General features: G+C 28.2%; 16 protein-coding genes. 2 read left to right on the forward strand and 14 right to left on the reverse strand.

What is annotated here, in order from left to right; translation table 11 throughout:
• Positions 1–22: 22 nt before the first annotated feature.
• Positions 23–460: a Fur family transcriptional regulator gene (locus OW730_RS00470; RefSeq protein WP_271227213.1), complete on the forward strand. Its 438-nt coding sequence runs from the start codon at positions 23–25 to the stop codon at positions 458–460.
• Positions 461–698: 238 nt separating this feature from the next.
• On the opposite strand, the gene OW730_RS00475 is transcribed toward OW730_RS00470, so the two are convergent.
• The 4 genes from OW730_RS00475 to OW730_RS00490 form a co-directional block, all read right to left on the reverse strand.
• On the reverse strand, positions 699–2,255 hold the full coding sequence (locus OW730_RS00475) for a hypothetical protein (protein ID WP_271227214.1): 1,557 nt from the start codon (positions 2,253–2,255) through the stop codon (positions 699–701).
• 276 nt (positions 2,256–2,531) lie between these two features.
• Positions 2,532–3,347: a hypothetical protein gene (locus tag OW730_RS00480; protein WP_271227215.1), complete on the reverse strand. Its 816-nt coding sequence runs from the start codon at positions 3,345–3,347 to the stop codon at positions 2,532–2,534.
• A 95-nt stretch (positions 3,348–3,442) separates the two neighbouring features.
• On the reverse strand, positions 3,443–4,039 hold the full coding sequence (gene lepB, locus OW730_RS00485) for a signal peptidase I (protein WP_271227216.1): 597 nt from the start codon (positions 4,037–4,039) through the stop codon (positions 3,443–3,445).
• A gap of 226 nt (positions 4,040–4,265) precedes the next feature.
• Positions 4,266–5,606, reverse strand: a complete 1,341-nt coding sequence (locus OW730_RS00490) for a M28 family metallopeptidase (protein ID WP_271227217.1) — start codon at positions 5,604–5,606, stop codon at positions 4,266–4,268.
• Between the two features lie 568 nt (positions 5,607–6,174).
• Here OW730_RS00490 and OW730_RS00495 point away from each other — a divergent pair.
• Positions 6,175–6,441 (forward strand): hypothetical protein, encoded by a 267-nt coding sequence (locus OW730_RS00495; protein WP_271227218.1) that lies wholly within the window; start codon positions 6,175–6,177, stop codon positions 6,439–6,441.
• 135 nt (positions 6,442–6,576) lie between these two features.
• Here OW730_RS00495 and OW730_RS00500 read toward each other — a convergent pair whose 3' ends face one another.
• The 10 genes from OW730_RS00500 to OW730_RS00545 form a co-directional block, all read right to left on the reverse strand.
• Positions 6,577–7,707 carry an aldo/keto reductase gene (locus OW730_RS00500; protein ID WP_271227219.1) on the reverse strand — a complete coding sequence of 377 codons (1,131 nt, stop codon included), beginning with the start codon at positions 7,705–7,707 and terminating at the stop codon, positions 6,577–6,579.
• Between the two features lie 503 nt (positions 7,708–8,210).
• Complete coding sequence (locus OW730_RS00505; protein ID WP_271227220.1) at positions 8,211–8,861, reverse strand: TVP38/TMEM64 family protein; 651 nt, start codon at positions 8,859–8,861, stop codon at positions 8,211–8,213.
• Positions 8,862–8,876: 15 nt separating this feature from the next.
• Positions 8,877–9,917, reverse strand: coding sequence for a (Fe-S)-binding protein (locus tag OW730_RS00510; RefSeq protein WP_271229494.1), 1,041 nt, complete (start codon positions 9,915–9,917; stop codon positions 8,877–8,879).
• 1 nt (position 9,918) lies between these two features.
• Positions 9,919–10,617, reverse strand: a complete 699-nt coding sequence (locus OW730_RS00515; protein WP_271227221.1) for a TVP38/TMEM64 family protein — start codon at positions 10,615–10,617, stop codon at positions 9,919–9,921.
• 74 nt (positions 10,618–10,691) lie between these two features.
• Complete coding sequence (locus OW730_RS00520) at positions 10,692–11,681, reverse strand: sulfurtransferase (protein ID WP_271227222.1); 990 nt, start codon at positions 11,679–11,681, stop codon at positions 10,692–10,694.
• A gap of 133 nt (positions 11,682–11,814) precedes the next feature.
• The gene (locus OW730_RS00525) at positions 11,815–12,399 is read right to left on the reverse strand and encodes a CDP-alcohol phosphatidyltransferase family protein (protein WP_271227223.1); all 585 of its coding nucleotides are present in this window, start codon (positions 12,397–12,399) and stop codon (positions 11,815–11,817) included.
• Positions 12,400–12,866: 467 nt separating this feature from the next.
• Positions 12,867–14,384 (reverse strand): UDP-glucose--hexose-1-phosphate uridylyltransferase, encoded by a 1,518-nt coding sequence (galT, locus tag OW730_RS00530; RefSeq protein ID WP_271227224.1) that lies wholly within the window; start codon positions 14,382–14,384, stop codon positions 12,867–12,869.
• A 3-nt stretch (positions 14,385–14,387) separates the two neighbouring features.
• Positions 14,388–15,599, reverse strand: a complete 1,212-nt coding sequence (locus OW730_RS00535) for a galactokinase (protein ID WP_442945393.1) — start codon at positions 15,597–15,599, stop codon at positions 14,388–14,390.
• A 115-nt stretch (positions 15,600–15,714) separates the two neighbouring features.
• Positions 15,715–16,764, reverse strand: coding sequence for a LacI family DNA-binding transcriptional regulator (locus OW730_RS00540; RefSeq protein WP_271227226.1), 1,050 nt, complete (start codon positions 16,762–16,764; stop codon positions 15,715–15,717).
• 175 nt (positions 16,765–16,939) lie between these two features.
• Complete coding sequence (locus OW730_RS00545; RefSeq protein ID WP_271227227.1) at positions 16,940–17,410, reverse strand: hypothetical protein; 471 nt, start codon at positions 17,408–17,410, stop codon at positions 16,940–16,942.
• Between the last annotated feature and the right edge of the window lie 34 nt (positions 17,411–17,444).

The following is a 17,444-nucleotide window of genomic DNA, read 5'->3' on the forward strand; positions in this document are numbered from 1 at the left end:
ATTATAGATGGGAGATGTTAAAATGAGCTTTGAGAAATTATGTGATCTTCTTAAAAGAAATAATTTCAAATTAACAGACCAAAGAAAATCCATTCTGTTTACATTATATGAAAATAAAGATTCCTTAATGAGTCCAGAAGATTTATTAATTGCTGCTAAAAAAAACAGTACAAAAATCAATTTATCAACTATTTATAGAAATATAGATGCATTACTAAAATTTGATTTGTTATATAAACATATTAAAGATAATGGTTCAACTTTATACAAATTAAAGTTAAAAGATTCCCATTCTCATCACATGATATGTACAAAATGCGGCAAAACAGAAACAGTTGAATTTTGCCCAATTGAAGCTTTCAAAGGAATAATAGATAAAAAACAATTTAAACTTAAAGAGCATAAACTTGAATTATATGGTCACTGTAAAGAATGCAACGACGAAAAAAATCGCGGCTAACCCCGATTTTAAAAAAGAAATGTATAATTGACAATGTATAATGTATAATGATGGATGCTTCTCACTTACGTGAGAAGCTGCATTTTATTGTTCTTTATATAAAGAGAGGTTTACTCATTTTATCAAAGATAAAATGAGTAAACCTCTTATTGTTTTCGGAATAATATTATTAAAATTTCTCGGAGAGAAATGTCCTTCATTCTCCATTATACATTTTCCATTATCCATTATGGTTTTATTAAGTAATGTATGGTACAAAGACACTCAATATAACAAATGTTTCAATAAATAATACTCCTCCAAAAGGTATTAAAGGAATCGTTTCTAGATCAAAATTAAATATTAAATAACTAAATATTGCCGATAAACTATATATAATTAAGGTAACCGTTAATCCTACACCTATGCTCAAAGGATCTGGCATTAATGCCCCGTACCTAGTATACATAATATTTTTTATCATATATAACTGAAATATCCCTACTAATAGTAAAGCAACTATATATGTTACTTTACTCGTCTTTTCACTAAAATCATAAGATATAAATGATATTGTTCCTATAATAAAGAAAGCAAAGAACATCCAAGTTAAGCCAATTATAAACATATATGCAAATGAAAAAGCTATTCCATGTAAAGAAATATTCAAGGCTTCTTTTTTCTCTTCTTTAGAAATAAAATTTATACTCTCTTTAAATAACTCTTCAGAAGAAGCTAATTTAAGATCATAATAATTTACTTTGGTAAATTCAGAAAATACAACATACTCTTTATAGTTTGCTACATGAAATGCTCTTTTTCTACTATTAGAAACATAATTATAATCTACAATTTTACAATCCTTTATTGAAAATTCTACTATATCTTGTTCAAAAAATCTTTTATCTAAAACTCTTTCTACATACCCAAAGAACACCCCCTGAGAATCACCTCTAACAATTGATCTTACAGGTTGTCCTTGAATTTCTACTAATTTCGATTGGGATTTACCTGTATTTAGATAATACGATATCCCCTTTGTACGCATATATTCGCCCTTAACAAATTCTTCATATGTCAAAATCAATTCTTCACCAAGAACACTAAGAATAGGATTATCAAAACTCACACCAATTCCCTTATTTATTGTTGCTATTTTTTCTTTTTTGACTTCCTTATTATTTTCAAGAATTATAGTATTAAAGGCACGCTCTTCTTCATTATAATATGCAATATAGGTATTTTCTTTATACTTTGCTGCTGAAATATTTTCATAATTATCTTTTTTCGATTCAAATAAAATATTAAGATTATTATCTACAATCTTAATAGTATCACCTGAAGAAATAAGAATCTCCTCATCTGAGAGCTTTTTATTTTCTAATATTCCTTCAATAACCCTTATATCTTTAATATTAAGATCATTATCAATTACTGCATGATTAAAACTTCTTACCCCTTTTTTAATACTTATCCAACTGATATATAAGTTTCTCTTATCAGTTGTAAATATACCATCTTTCATGAACTTTCCATATTCATAACTCTTTGAATCAATAACCTCTCCTAACATATTAGTCTTAACTATGCGAATCCCATTTTCAGTAGTGTGGACTATATAAATTTGTTCTTTAAAGATTATAATACTTGGATTACCCTTAACAAATCCTTCTGAAACAGATTTGTCTTTACTCCATTTTTGAGATGGTGCACTAGAAGTTACTTCAATATTTTTTTTATAATTTACATATTGAATAGTAACTATGGACGCAAATAAACAAATCAATGCCCATATAATTATGGTTTTCTTTTTCATGTCTCTTCCCCTTTCCTCATTAATATTACAGCATTAAATTAAATATATTATATTATATTTAATATAATATCATTAATATCCTATAATGGAAAACTTTTGACTAAGTTTTATCTCAATACAATTATATAATTAATCTTACATAAATAAGGTTTACTGATTTTTTTAGTATCTTTCTTGTAAACTGTCATTTAATATATTTCAAGCAAACACTCTTAATGAAAATTATAATTTCTTACAGAGTAAAAAATAAAAAGCGCATTCATGCGCTTTTTTCTACTATAATTTTAAATTTTTAAACAAATCTTCTAAAGCTTTCTGTAATTTCAACGCTTTATCTATATTCCATTGAGAATCATTATAATATTCTAAATCAATATACGATTTATATCCATTTTCTCTTTTCTCTTCAAAATAGATACCTTTAAATAATTCAAAATCATCTTCAAAAATATAGTATATCCCTTTTTTATTTTCTCTTTTTACAATCTTATCGTAGTGTTTTATTAATTCAGAGTTTAATTTGTCATCTTTCCTAAATATGCTCATTGATATAGTCCCCTTTAGGTTACCATAATTGATTTTTATCATATTTACATTATCATGACTTATCTCTCTTTTAAAAATTCTATTTAACTCTCCATCACTTAATATTTTTTCATCAGTAAAATACCAATCTTTATTCTGTTTTTCTATTATCTTTAAGCTATCAAACTTAAAATCTAAGATTTCTTCTGGAATAACAATATCATTATAATATACCTGAAACTCATCAATATCCTTAAATTCTTTATTACCTGTTATAATTAGTTTTTTACCTTTGTATTCAATTGCAACACTTTCATCATATTGAAGCCTTGCCTGTTCTTCTAATACTATCTTATTTATTATACTTTCATCTTCATAAGTAGATTCCTTGGACATTATTTCTTTATTTTCCTCTTTTGCTTCATTAACTTCTGTAGCAAAATTCTCTACCTTTGGTTTTTCATCATAAGTTTTATTATTTATAAACTTTTCTTTATTTTCATTTGAAGAACATGCTACCAAAAATATAAGTAACAACAAAGGTATCATAGATTTTAAATATCTCATATCAGTCTCCCTTACCCATTCTATAATAAATTATATCGCTAATACCACATGGATAAGTTACAATAAAGTAAAAATATTAAAAACTTCTTAACATTTTATCTCAATTTCCCAAATCTTTTAAATGGGAAAAAAACTATCTGTGCTTTTCCTTGAATATCCTCTTGGGGAATATATGGTTCTTTCCAATATCTAGCATCTATTGATGAAGGTCTATTATCTCCAAGGAAAAAATAATGATCTTGCGGAATTGTGTATTCACCTAACTCCATATTACCATATGAAAATGTTGAATAATCACCTTTATTAAACTTCTCTTCATTTATTTGAAATTTAACGTAATTCTCTTCATATAATTTACCATTAACATAGACTTCTCCATTTGGCATAAGCTTTATAGTATCTCCTGGAAGACCAATTAATCTCTTTATCAGTGTTTTACCATTTTCTTTACTATCAAAAACCAATATATCTCCTCTTTCAATATTATCAAAATTATAAATTCTAGTAACCAGTATTCTATCCTGTAATTGTATTGTAGGTAACATTGACCCTGTTGGTACTTTAACATTAAAAAAAACAAATTGTCTAATCAATAAAAACAATACTAATGCCCCTAAAAATGGATATATCCAATCTTTCATAAAAGCACTTTTAAAAAAACTAACTTTTTCACTATTTTTAACTCCATCCATTAGTCACATTCCTTTCTGACTTACTCTTTATATTTAATATAAATTATAACATTTATCATTACACAATTTATAGTATTTATAGAAATTCAGAGAAAATTCATAGATTAAATTATTTTTTTTCTTTTTAGTAACTTTTCATTTATATCTTCGTATATATTATGAAAAACTCTTCCACAAGAAAAGAGAAGGCGTCTACCCCTAAGATCCTTCTCTTTTTTATTAGTATTTATTCTATATAACTCTTATTTTGAAATTCATAAATAAATTCTACTACAACATCACATATTTTTTTTAAATACTCATAATCAACAAGTTCTGTACTATCTTTTGGAGTATGAATTGACTCCCCTTCCTTAAATAAATTCTCTTGAATTAAGCTTATTGAGTACATTCCATCATGAGAAAAAGAACTATGATCACTATTTGGTATTGTTCCAGTAAAATTATCAATATTTTTTTTATCTAAAATACTCTTCATATCTTTTTTTAGTATATCATTTTTGGAAGCATCTCCATGTATCCCTAATCTTTTACCATTTATTTTACCTATGCAATCAATATTAATAACAATGATTTCTGAATATTTGTCTTTTATATGATTTGCAAATGCCCTACTTCCAAAAAGTCCAAATTCTTCACCATTAAATCCACAAATATATGTATCATTTTCTAACTCTTTTCCATTAACTAGTTGCTCAGCAATATTCAAAATAGCTACTGTCCCTGACCCATTATCAATCGCCCCTGGAAACATTATATCTCCATCCCAACCAACATGATCAAAATGAGCCGATATTATAAATGCTTTTTCTTTCTTCTTCCCTGGAATTTTTCCAATTATATTTTTAACAGTTGAATTATTAGTTTTATATCTACTTTTTATTATTACTTCTTTTGCTTTTTTCTCAAACATTTCATCATACAATTTATCATCTATCTGAATATATGCTGCTCCCCTATGAGCTATTTGAGGCACTCCAAAAAAATCTTTTCTCTTTCTAAGTATAGCCTTTGTGTTACTTCTAAACATATTTTTGTTGATAGAATCATCATCAACCACAATCGCAATTTCACCTGTAGTTCTACTAGCTAATTCTTTTTTATCCATAACTACCTGACACTTCAAATCAACTGTTGACAACCTTATTTGATCAATGTAGTCTTTTCCATATTCACATACCTTTTCACTTCCATCTTTAAATATTATTTTCATATAATGTTCACTTCTATCTGGATAGTACACTTCTTGATCAAACTCATGAAAATATTGATTTTTATTGAATGGCTTTATACCAATTTCTCTAAACCTATCCACAAGATATTCTCCCGCTTTTTCATTTCCTCTTGTTCCTGTTAACCTACCCATAAATTCCTGTGAAGTTAACTTATTTAAATCAGCTTCTATAATTTTAATTTGCTCTAGATGACTTTTATTAATGCTCTGCTCTGTCCCTCTTAATGAAATGGTTCCTATTGATGACTTAACATTAATGCTCTGTATATATAAGAACATTACTGTTATAACTATGGTTATTAAAATTGGTAATTTAATTTTCTTTTTATCCATGATTTTCTCCTTTCAATCTATATGCTACTACTAAATAATATTTTTAAGTATGTTATATAATATTTTTTTATTTTGGAGAGAATATAAATAAGATTAAATAAATATTTATTATATGCATTACTATTTGGAGTGATTAACTTGAAATTTTTTAACAAATCTCAATATAAAACGTACGAAGAAAAAGAAGAGAATTCATTGAATTTATCAAAATCAAAATTATTAAATATATCTATTTCAACATGTCTCTTCGCATTTGGTATTTATTTATCAGTATTATCTTTAGATTTATTTCTATATTTATTCAAAGATTTTCTGACTTTACACATTTTCTTACGTAAAATAACAATAATAACTTTATCTTTCTTCTTATCTTTTCTACTTCAACTTCCTATGCTATGTTATTTATTTTATTTTTTTTCATATAAGTTATATTCAAAAAAATAAATGATTATATACTAATCTATTCTATTTTTTGTAACTTTATATTAACTAAATCTTCAAATATTTATGATATAATATTAGTATAATTTCCAATAATTAATATAAGCCTTATAAGGAGTTGATATAAATGAAAAAGTCAAATAAAAAAGAGTTAATCGCTCTTGGTATACTTGGTATAGCTTCAGTAGCACTTGGAATGTATTTATCAAAAAAAGAGAATAGAGAAAAAATTAAAGAAGAATTATCTAAAACTAATGAAGTGTTTAAGAATAAGCTTGACGAGATAGATTACAAATACAATATTATCCCATGTAATGAAGTTTACCAGTGGAATAGTGATGAGGATACAATTAACGTGACTATACATAAAGAAGCTAAAGTAATCGATGAGTAAGCAAAAATAAATATAAGAATTTTTAAAAGAAGTTGACAATGAACAACGAACAGTTGACAACGATGGATGGTTCTGATCTTCAGTCAGAATCATACATCATTGTCAACTTTCAATTTTCCACTTTCAACTTCTTTTTTATTTACCGAAAGTACCAACTACATCTTTTAGTTTTTCTGGTATATTGATATTCTGAGGACATTTTTCTATACATTTGCCACAATCAACGCAATTAGATGCCTTTTTCTCATCACTAATAAATCGATTATACATTTTTCCAACACCTTCAACATCCTCAAACATAGATGCATCATTATAAAGTTCAAAACATGCTGGAATATTTACTCCTGCAGGACATGGCATACAATACTTACAATCTGTACAATCAACCTTAATTTTTTTCTTATAATATTTATTGACTTCTTTAAGAATCTCTAAATCTTCATCTATAAGATTATTACTATAACCCTTGTTGCTTAAAAGAATATTTTCTCTAACATGACTCATCTCAGACATCCCACTTAGTATAAGACTTACCTCTGGAAAGTTCCATACATATCTTAATGCCCATTCAATTGGAGTTTTATTTTCTTTTGATTTATTCATTATATCTTTTATAGGTTGAGATATATTATTAACTATTCTTCCACCTCTTAGAGGTTCCATAATAATAACATCCAACCCCTTATTTTTTGCATATTTTAACCCTTTTACACCAGCTTGATACTCTTCATCTAGATAGTTAAGTTGTATCTGACAGAATTCCCAAGAATAATCCTGTAAAATATATTCAAACTCATTATAATCACCGTGAAAAGAAAATCCAATATGCTTAACTTTTCCTTCTGATTTTATCTCATCTAAAAACTGGATTACTCCTAAATCCTTAAGTTTATCCCAACTTTCTCTATCAAGGGCATGTACCAAGTAAAAATCAATAAAATCAGTTTTTAACCTTACTAATTGACCTTCAATCATTTTTCTAAAATCATCATATTCTTTAACATACCATCCTGACAATTTAGTAGCTAATTTCACTTTTTCTCTATATCCCTCTTGTAATACTTCTCCAACTAACGGTTCACTCATCTGACCATGATAAGGTATTGCTGTATCAACATAATTAACTCCATTATCAATTGCATATCTCATCATTTCCATTACTAACTCTTTATTAATATTCTTCGTATCATTGTCTATAGTAGGAAACCTCATACATCCAAATCCAAGTATAGATACTTTTTCACCAGCTAATTCTCTATATAACATGTTATCCCCCTTAATCCCATTTAATATCCAAATTATAGAATTTTATAAATAAATTATATCATACCTACATTTACTTTTTATATAGTGCAGATTAATAAACCTTTTTGATAATAAAAAAACATAAGGTATACTGAATCTACTAATTTATTGTTTAATAGATTCAGTATACCTTATGCTTTAAGAATTTGCGATGAGTTTATCTATATACCTGTCAGGGTAATATACTAATTCAAGTTAATCTTTTCATTGATAATGATTTTCAATTACATTTATATTGTATCACTTTATCTTTTTTAAATCAAGTTTTTTTGCAAAATAAATGCATGCAACCTAATTTGATCTACATGCATTTAAAATGTGCTCTAAACTACTACCCTATTTGCCTGTTAGCTCAAAGCTATCACATTACTTAGTATATTCAAATATTCATAAATTAAACCTATCTCTTAAAATTTTTAAAAATATATTTATAGGCAGCACATCTCAACCTGTCGCTTTTTCAACTATATTTTAGATAACTTCTTTTTAAAAATAAATGATACTAAAAAAAGTGCTGCTAACAATAAAATAGATACTATTAATCCCTGTGAATTAAAATTCATTATCTGTTGACCAATATTATTAAAAACTAATATACCTGGTATAGTGCCAATTAAAGTTCCAACAATATATTTTTTATAGTCTATATTAGAAAGTCCAGCTAAATAACTAACAACATCAAAAGGAAATAAAGGTATTAATCTTAAAAGAAGAATTACCTCAACTCCCATCTTATCAGTATATTTCTTAGCTCCTTTAAACTTCTTATCCATAAAATTATTAACTGCACTATTACCAATTGTTCTAGTAATAAAGAAGGCTAATGTACCTCCCATTAGAGCTCCAATCATTGTATAAATACTTCCCCATACTATTCCAAAAGCTAGCCCTCCACTAATTGCTAGTATTGAATCTGGAAATAATGTAAGTGGAACAACTGTAAATAAAACTATATATACTAGTGGTGCCCAAATACCAAATGACTTTATATACTCTTTAAATTCTTCTGGATTAGAAAATTTAAATATATTAAATTTATATAAGATAACCATAATACTCAATAATATCCCGCTTAATACTATCTCTTTTCTTTTCTCTTTAAGTTTTTTAACCAAAATTACCCTCTGCCTTTAAATGTTTTTATTTAAAAATCTATTCTTCCATCGTTTAACACTATTCATTGTATCCTGTGAAAATTTATACCTAATATTTTCATAATTAAAAATTAAATCTATAATATTTATAGCTTGTCCTCCACCAAAACTTAAAGCTTCTGCACATGATTGACAATAACATATTATATTTCTTCCTTGAGACTCTTGAACTCGATTCCTCATGTTTTTATGAGCTACCTCTTCGTTGATTAATCCTACCATTCCACCAGCTCCGCAGCATTTGGTTTTTTCCTTATTGTATTCAAACTCTACATGCTTCACTTTCAGCTTATCCAATAAGCTCCTGATATTTCTATGAGTTTCTATCTCATATCTCATTGAACAAGGATCGTGTATAATAAATTCTGTATCTATATTTTCATATAATCCAATAACCTCATCTGGTAATCCACATTCAGCTAAAACATCCCAAAGTAATTCTGCTTCAATTTCACTTTGTTCTTTTAACATATTATAACAATTACCACAAGCAGTTATAATTCTTTTTGCACCAGTTTCTTTTATTCCTTTAATATACTTGTTAAAAGTCTTATTAAACAAATCTTTATCCCCAATATATTTAGCTGGTTTACCACAGCAATCTATCCATATTTCTGTTTTTCCTATAGTTTGGGTCAAATATTTCTTAACTTTATCTAAAATACTGCCGTTATATGATGATAGGCTACAACCTGGAAGAAAAACCACATCACACTGTTTATTTCCTTTCGATGTAAACAACTTATTAGCGGTCCATTTTTGAAAATTCCTTGCTCTTTTAAGTTTTATATAATGTCCACCATTCATCACAACTTTATTTCTTATATTATAAAATTTATAACCAAGATCTATATCCTTTGGACATACTTCTTTACATAATCCACAAAGATTACATGAAAAACTTAGTTTTTCATTTTCATCATTCCCCAAAACTATTTCTTTAGGGTTTACCTCAAAATCTTGAAGCATGCTGCAGCTTTTAACACATCTATTACACCCTATACATTTTTCATGCATTTTACTCACTATCCTTTAATGCTTCTTGTTTCTCATTATACATCTTTTTTGACCAATATATTAACACACTTAATGCAAAAATTAATGATAGTCCTATAACAAAATACTTCATACCTCCAACAAGAAAATTACCAGCAATAGAATATATTATTGTTGCAGGTAATTGACCAATTCCAGTTGCTATAAAGAAACTCCAAAAACTCATTGAAGTAATACCCGCCACATAGCTAACTATATCAAAGGAAACAAATGGAAGTAACCTAGCTATTAAAATTGCATACTTACCATGCTTTTCAAAGAATTTCTCCATATCTTTAACTGCACCATTACCATTCATTTTTTCCACAAAAACTCTTCCAAAACCTCTAGCCAATAAGAAGCAAATTGCTGCTCCAGCCATAGAGCTGCTCCATGATAATACCGCACCCCATAACCATCCAAATATAGCTGCATTTGAAAAAGTTATTAAAAAAGCAGGAATTGGAGCTGCTAAAGATTGAAGAATCATTGCTAAAAATGATATTACAGGTGCCCAGACTCCATAACTCTTTATATATCCTTTTACTTCTTCTATATTACCAGATGTTAAAGCTTTAGCCATACTATTTATAAAGATATGAAATGGTTCAATGAATCTATATAATAAAAATAATACAAAAATTACTGCAATTGTCATTATCAAATTTCTTAATGCCTTCATTTGTTCACCCCTTATTAATGTATCTTTATTAATAAATCAAGACTCCTTTACTTGGAGTCTTGTAGTTTTAAAATTTATTTTTCCATGTTTAGATTTTCATCAGCAGCCCATGCATATATTGATTCATCATAGTTCTTAACATTTTCAAATCCAATCATCTTAAGCACTACAGCCATATGCGCTGATCTGATTCCTGCTGTACAATATGTTACAATCTCATCTTCCTTATTTATTCCATTATCCTTCATTATCTTTTCAATTTCCTCATTTGATTTTAACATACCTTTATCATCAACAAGTGTATTGAAAGGAATATTTATTGCTCCTGGAATATGTCCACCTCTAAGCTCACCATATTTTTGTGCACCTTCATATTCCTCTTTAGTTCTTGTATCAATTATTTTATAATCTTTTAAATTCTTAGCTAACTCTTCTGTGTTGATTGTTGATGATTTATCTTCATTAGTTATTTTAAATTCAACAGCTTCTTTTGAAACTCTATCCTTTGCCATATCTAATTCTAATGAATCCCAAGCTTTTAATCCACCATCAAGAATTTTTGCATTCTTAATACCTGCTACTTGAAGCATCCATACTATTCTTCCATCATCACCCCAGCTAGCCGTTGTATCACAGTAAGCTATTACAGTTTTATCATTATTTATTCCTAGGTCTCCCAGCTTTTTCTCTAATTCTTCTTTAACAAGAACAGTACCCCATCCTTCATCAGAAGTCTTACCGTCCATTTTAGACAAGGATTGCCAAGGGGCATTTATTGCTCCTGGTATATGCCCATCAAGATATGCTTTCTCTGGTCTTGCATCAATAACAACTATGTTTTCATCGCTAATATTATCGCTTAACCATTGAGCATTTACTCTATATTCTTCATTTATTACAGCTTCATCATTCTTTTCTTCGTTATTATTTTTTACTTCAATCTTATTTTCTTTGTTAGCCTTATTACCTGAATTATTTGTTTGCTTACTTCCACATCCAACTAAAGCTCCAGAAATTATTGAAATTGATAATGCTATCGAAATAAGTTTATTTATTTTTTTCATCCTAGGTACTCCCCTTTAAGTTCTATTTAATCCTTTCTAAGTATAGCATGTTCAATAAAAAACTTTTAATAGAAAAAATCAATCCTTAAAGCTTAACCTATCAGATTATTAAATACATTATCTCATATTATTTTTATTGAAGTATTCGCTTTCCTTCTCTCATTCTCTGCAGCGCAGTAAACAATATCATTCCAGTAAATATTATTGTTATTATTTCAACTGAATTAATAAACAGAATCATTAATGTAAACATTATAAAACCCTCTGTTCTTTCTGCAAGCCCAGCTTGATAGTAAAAGGATTTTACCCCTCTCTTTTCTGACAAAGCCCCAACTGTTAAAAATATTGTCATTGAAAGTATAATGCTTAAACTTAAAAACACAAGATATACTCTACTTTCCTGATAATTAACAGCAATAGCAGCAATTATACTCCCTTCCACCATTCTATCAAACACTATATCCATCAATGCTCCATAATCAGATGTTGTATTGGTTTTTCTAGCAATCTCTCCATCCACAGCATCTAGATATCCTGAAAACCATAGAAGTAGTACAGCAAGTATCCTTAAGTTAAAAAATAATGCAACTCCTGAGGAAATCCCTACAGCAAAGGCTAACTTCGTAACTCCATTAGCTTCTACCCCTAATTTTATAAATAATTCTGCACCTTTTACAATAACTTCTCTAGCATATTTTCTTCCATGAGTATCCAACATTTTAATCCTTCTCCTAACACATTACTCAACAAATAATATTTATTATTTAAAACATATTATCCTTTAAATAGTTAATTAATATTATACCTAAATTATATCCCCTTATCAAATTAATATTATGGCCTTACTAACTTTTTATGTCAAGAAAAAAAGCGCGGATAACCGCGCTTAAAAAAACAAATTGAAAGTTGAGAGTTGAAAGTGGAAAACGAAGGATGTTTCTGCATACGCAGAAACTAAATTTTATTGTTCTTTAGAACAATAGATTTTTACTAATTTTATCAAAGGATAAAATATTGTATTTAAATTACAATGTTTCATGCTAAATGAAACGAGTAAAACCCAGCCTCCCAAGGAACACTATGATTAAAATTTCTCGAAGAGAAATGTCAATCGTTTTCCACTTTCCATTTTGCATTTTCAATTATGTTTTATATTTATTTTTGTTAATAAAGTCTTCTAACAATCTACGAATCTACACTCTTTAGAAACTTAAGGAAAGCCTCTCGCCCTTCGTCATTTCTTTTAAAAACTCCTGCATATTCTAACACAGTCATAAACTTAACCCCTATTTCTTCCTTTAATATGTTAGTAACATTCTCTTTGTTGATATTTTTATATTTTTTCCTTATTTGTTCAATCCAATGTTCATGCTTTTCTAGTTCTTGTTCTTTTAGTGTCGCTTCCATATTTTCTCTGAGAAGTACACTCTCTATCAACTCTAATTCCCCCTTCAATCTAGCAGGAAGTACAGCTAACCCCATAACTTCTATTAATCCGATATTTTCTTTCTTTATATGGTGTACGTCAGTATGAGGGTGGAAGATTCCTAAGGGGTGCTCTTTATCAGTTCTATTATTTCTAAGAACTAAATCCAATTCAAATAACTCCCCTCCCATTCTTGCAATTGGGGTTATAGTATTATGGGGGATATCTTCACTAAATGCATAAACTCCAACATTATAATCACTATATGCTCTCCATTTTTCCAGAATCACCCCTGCTAATTCACATAGTTTATCTTTTTCTTTTCCTCTTATGCGTATAACAGACATAGGCCACTTAAGTATACCCGCTTCAACACTAGGATATTCTTGAAATGTATACCTGCTGTCAATAGGAGCTTTCTCCATTGCAAACTCATAATTCCCTCCCTGAAAATGATCATGAGAAAGAATTGAACCTCCTACTATAGGTAAGTCTGCGTTAGATCCTATAAAATAATGTGGAAATTTTTCAACAAAGATTAATAACTTATCAAATGTGTCCTTTGATATTCTCATTGGATCATGTTTACCTTTTAATAATATACAATGCTCATTATAGTATGAATAAGGGGAGTACTGTAAAAACCACTTTTCTCCTTTTAATTCAATAGGTATAATCCTATGACTATTTCTAGCAGGATGATTTACTCTACCGCTATACCCTTCATTTTCCTTGCATAATAAACATTGAGGATAGGATGTGTGTTTCATTTTTCTTGCTGCTTCAATTGCTCTAGGATCTTTTTCTGGTTTGGATAGATTTATTGTTATATCTAAGTCGCCATAAGAAGTACTCGCCTTCCAAATCATATTTTTTTTAATTCTGTCTGTTCTAATATAATTTGAATATTGACTCATTTGATAATAATAATCTGTTGCTTTCATAGGATTCTTTTTATAATTCTCATAGAACTCAGTAATAACTTGAGAAGGTCTAGGTATAAAACAATCCATTATTCTTGTATCTAATAAGTCTCTATATATTGTTGAATTATACTCTATTCTTTTGTTTTTATATGCCCATTCAAGTATTTTATTTAAAATACTATTAGGGTATTCTACTGAAGTATTTACTCCATCTATTTCATGATAATCATGAAGTTTTAATACGTCCAATACTCTATTTCGAGCATATACAACATCTTCATCCATGATAAGTTTCTTATCCAAAGCATATCTAATCAATTTCTCTATCTCTAAGTAAATATTTATTTCCATATTTTATACCTCGTATTCTTGAGCTTCTTTACTTATAGATATTTCTCTAGCTCCATCACCAATAGATGCTATATAAAAACTTGGTTCATACCCTATAATATCCTTATATCTTCCACCTACATCTTCAATAAATTTACTAATCATATTATTTTTAATAATATTTACAGTGCATCCACCAAAACCAGCACCTGTCATTCTTGCTCCTATAGTTCCTTCGTGATTCCATGCTAATTCCACTAAAGTATCCAATTCTCTCCCTGTAACTTCATAATCATCCCTTAAGGATATATGAGATTCATTCATAAGTCTCCCAAATTCTTTGATGTCATTTTCTTTAAGGGCTTTAAGAGCTTTTACAGTTCTTACATTCTCATATACTGCATGTTTTGCTCTACTTCTTTCTATCTCATTTAAAATTAAATGTTTATTATTCTCAAATTCCTCTTCTGTCAAATCTCCCAATGATTTAATATTCAGCTTATCTTTTAATTGATTTAAAGCTCTATTACACTCTTCTCTTCTATCATTATATTTTGAATCCGCTAATCCTCTTTTCTTATTAGTATTTGCAATAACAATTGATGCATTATCAAGTTTTATGTCGGTATACTCATATTCTAGTGTATTGCAATCTAAAAGAATTGCTTTTCCTAGTTTACCCATACCACTTGCAAACTGATCCATTATACCGCAATTCACACCTATAAATTCATTTTCTGCATGTTGACTTAACTTTACCATTGTAATCATATCTATTTTAAAATTATAATTATTATTAAGAGCTACCGCTGTAGCCAGTTCAATTGAAGCTGATGATGATAATCCTGCTCCATTTGGAATTTCACCATAAAAAAACATATCAATACCATTCTCAATTTTATAACCTGAATCAATAAAAGTCTTTATTACTCCTTTAGGATAGTTAGCCCAATCATCTTCCTTTTCATATACCAGCTGTTTTAAATTAAATTGTATTACCCCTAACTCACTAAAATTTTTTGAGTATACTTTTACAATATCATCATCTCTTTTTCTTGTAATAACGTAAGTACCAAAACTCAAAGTACAAGGCAGCACATGTCCTCCATTATAATCTGTATGTTCTCCTATTAAGTTCACACGTCCTGGTGCAAAGAAGATTCTTGTTTTAGATGAATCCCCAAATAAAGTTATAAACTCATTTAATAAACTCTTAGGTATAGTCATACCCTCCACCCCTCTATATAAATTCTATAAAAGGAAATCAATTCCTTTTACTTGATTTTACTAAAATTTTACTAAGTGGTCAATTATTTTTGCCAAAATAAAAAAGCCATGTTGAACATAGCTTTTAGTGAAAATTTCTGCACCTATACCTTTTACTTTTTTTCTTACAACTTTCCCTTACTACTACTTCAGTGGGTATAACTACTTTTTTAGCAATTTCTCTATTTTCATTAATTCTCTCAACTAATAATTCTACAGCAGTCCTACCCATAAACTCAGTGTAAACTTTAATAGTAGTAAGAGGGGGTATTAAATACTTGGCTGTTGGTATATCATTAAAACCAATAATACTAACCTCTTCCGGAACACTAATTTTCGATTCATATAATGCTCTTAACACTCCTATTGCCATAGAGTCACTTGCCACAAAAAAAGCCGTAGGAAGTTCTCCCTTACCAATAGCCTCCTTCATAAGATTATACCCATCTTCAGCAGTAAATCTTCCAATATAAATATTATTAGAATTCAGAAAACCATTTTCTTTCATATATTGCTGGAATACATCTTCACGTTCATCTTTGATTATAACATTCTCACTTCCTATATACTCCAAGCCACCAATATATCCTATATCTCTATGACCAAGTCCATTTAAATAATCTAATGCCTCTAATACTGCAGCTTTAAAGTCAATCACTACTGAATCATATTTCTTAACATTGGGAGAATAATCTACAAAAGTAATATTTTTACACCCCTTTGCAAATTCCTCCACATTTTCATTACTGAATTTCCCTATTGCTAAAACACCATCAAATTTTTGCAATTCATTAATTGTATACTTATCACTATTTTTAAATATCATCGTAATTTGAATATTTTTTGCAGCTGCACATTTTTCAATTCCTTTTCTTATAGATAGATAATATGGATCTTCTAACTCTTCATCTTGAGTATACCAATGTAAAACACCAATTCTTATGATTTTTTCTATGTTTCCATCACTATTTTTATTTCTTTGTTTTGGAGTTCTATAATCTAATTCTTCTGCTACCTCAAAAATACGTTTTCTTGTTTCATTAGTTACAGATATGCTACTATCATAATTTAAAACTCTAGATACAGTAGCTAAAGATACATTTGTAAGTTTTGCAATATCTTTTAATGTTGCCATAACAATTCCTTCCTAAAATACTTTGAATTTTTAATATTTATACATTCAATATATAATCTCTTGAATGTATAAAACTCTTGTTTCATCATTCTTTATATGATTTTAGTAAATTTTTAGTATAATGTCAATAATATCACTTTCATACATATTAGAATTATAAAGGCAACTAACATTTCTAAAACTTTAAATTTTTAAATAAGTTAAACATTCTTTCAACACTGTTTCTCTTCTCTTGTAATGCATCTGCCAATATTTGAATTTTCTCCTGATATTCTTCATGTAATATTTCTAATTCTTCTTCAGACAACCCATCTTCATTCATCATCTCATTAATAAGCTGTAATTCTTCTCTTATATCAGGAATATGTATATTATTATACTTACTGATCATGGATTTAATCATATAATCATGTTTCCCTGAAGAATACGACTCTTTTTTCTCTTCCCCCACTTCTGTTTGACTGCTCTCTTCCATACCATCTTTTAAGTTCTCAATTCTTCTTTTTATATCATTAAGTTCTTCAAATATTTCCTTTTCTTCATACTCCTCATATAAGTCTTTTTCATTCATACTCTTAATCTTCTTCATTTGGTGAGCTTGCTTTATTTGTTTCATTAAAATAGCTTTTGATATAATATCTTTCATATACATCATCACCTATAAACATTATATACTATAG

Origin of the sequence: Oceanirhabdus sp. W0125-5, from assembly GCF_027938815.1 — a bacterium.
Taxonomy (GTDB): Bacteria; Bacillota; Clostridia; order Clostridiales; family Clostridiaceae; genus Oceanirhabdus.

Excerpts from the sequence above, each read along its gene's own strand:
- OW730_RS00470 (WP_271227213.1), top strand. The coding sequence starts at position 23 with ATGAGCTTTGAGAAATTATGTGATCTTCTTAAAAGAAATAATTTCAAA.
- OW730_RS00475 (WP_271227214.1), bottom strand. The coding sequence starts at position 2,255 with ATGAAAAAGAAAACCATAATTATATGGGCATTGATTTGTTTATTTGCG.
- OW730_RS00480 (WP_271227215.1), bottom strand. The coding sequence starts at position 3,347 with ATGAGATATTTAAAATCTATGATACCTTTGTTGTTACTTATATTTTTG.
- lepB (WP_271227216.1), bottom strand. The coding sequence starts at position 4,039 with ATGGATGGAGTTAAAAATAGTGAAAAAGTTAGTTTTTTTAAAAGTGCT.
- OW730_RS00490 (WP_271227217.1), bottom strand. The coding sequence starts at position 5,606 with ATGGATAAAAAGAAAATTAAATTACCAATTTTAATAACCATAGTTATA.
- OW730_RS00495 (WP_271227218.1), top strand. The coding sequence starts at position 6,175 with ATGAAAAAGTCAAATAAAAAAGAGTTAATCGCTCTTGGTATACTTGGT.
- OW730_RS00500 (WP_271227219.1), bottom strand. The coding sequence starts at position 7,707 with ATGTTATATAGAGAATTAGCTGGTGAAAAAGTATCTATACTTGGATTT.
- OW730_RS00510 (WP_271229494.1), bottom strand. The coding sequence starts at position 9,917 with ATGCATGAAAAATGTATAGGGTGTAATAGATGTGTTAAAAGCTGCAGC.
- OW730_RS00515 (WP_271227221.1), bottom strand. The coding sequence starts at position 10,617 with ATGAAGGCATTAAGAAATTTGATAATGACAATTGCAGTAATTTTTGTA.
- OW730_RS00520 (WP_271227222.1), bottom strand. The coding sequence starts at position 11,681 with ATGAAAAAAATAAATAAACTTATTTCGATAGCATTATCAATTTCAATA.
- OW730_RS00525 (WP_271227223.1), bottom strand. The coding sequence starts at position 12,399 with ATGTTGGATACTCATGGAAGAAAATATGCTAGAGAAGTTATTGTAAAA.
- galT (WP_271227224.1), bottom strand. The coding sequence starts at position 14,384 with ATGGAAATAAATATTTACTTAGAGATAGAGAAATTGATTAGATATGCT.
- OW730_RS00540 (WP_271227226.1), bottom strand. The coding sequence starts at position 16,764 with ATGGCAACATTAAAAGATATTGCAAAACTTACAAATGTATCTTTAGCT.
- OW730_RS00545 (WP_271227227.1), bottom strand. The coding sequence starts at position 17,410 with ATGAAAGATATTATATCAAAAGCTATTTTAATGAAACAAATAAAGCAA.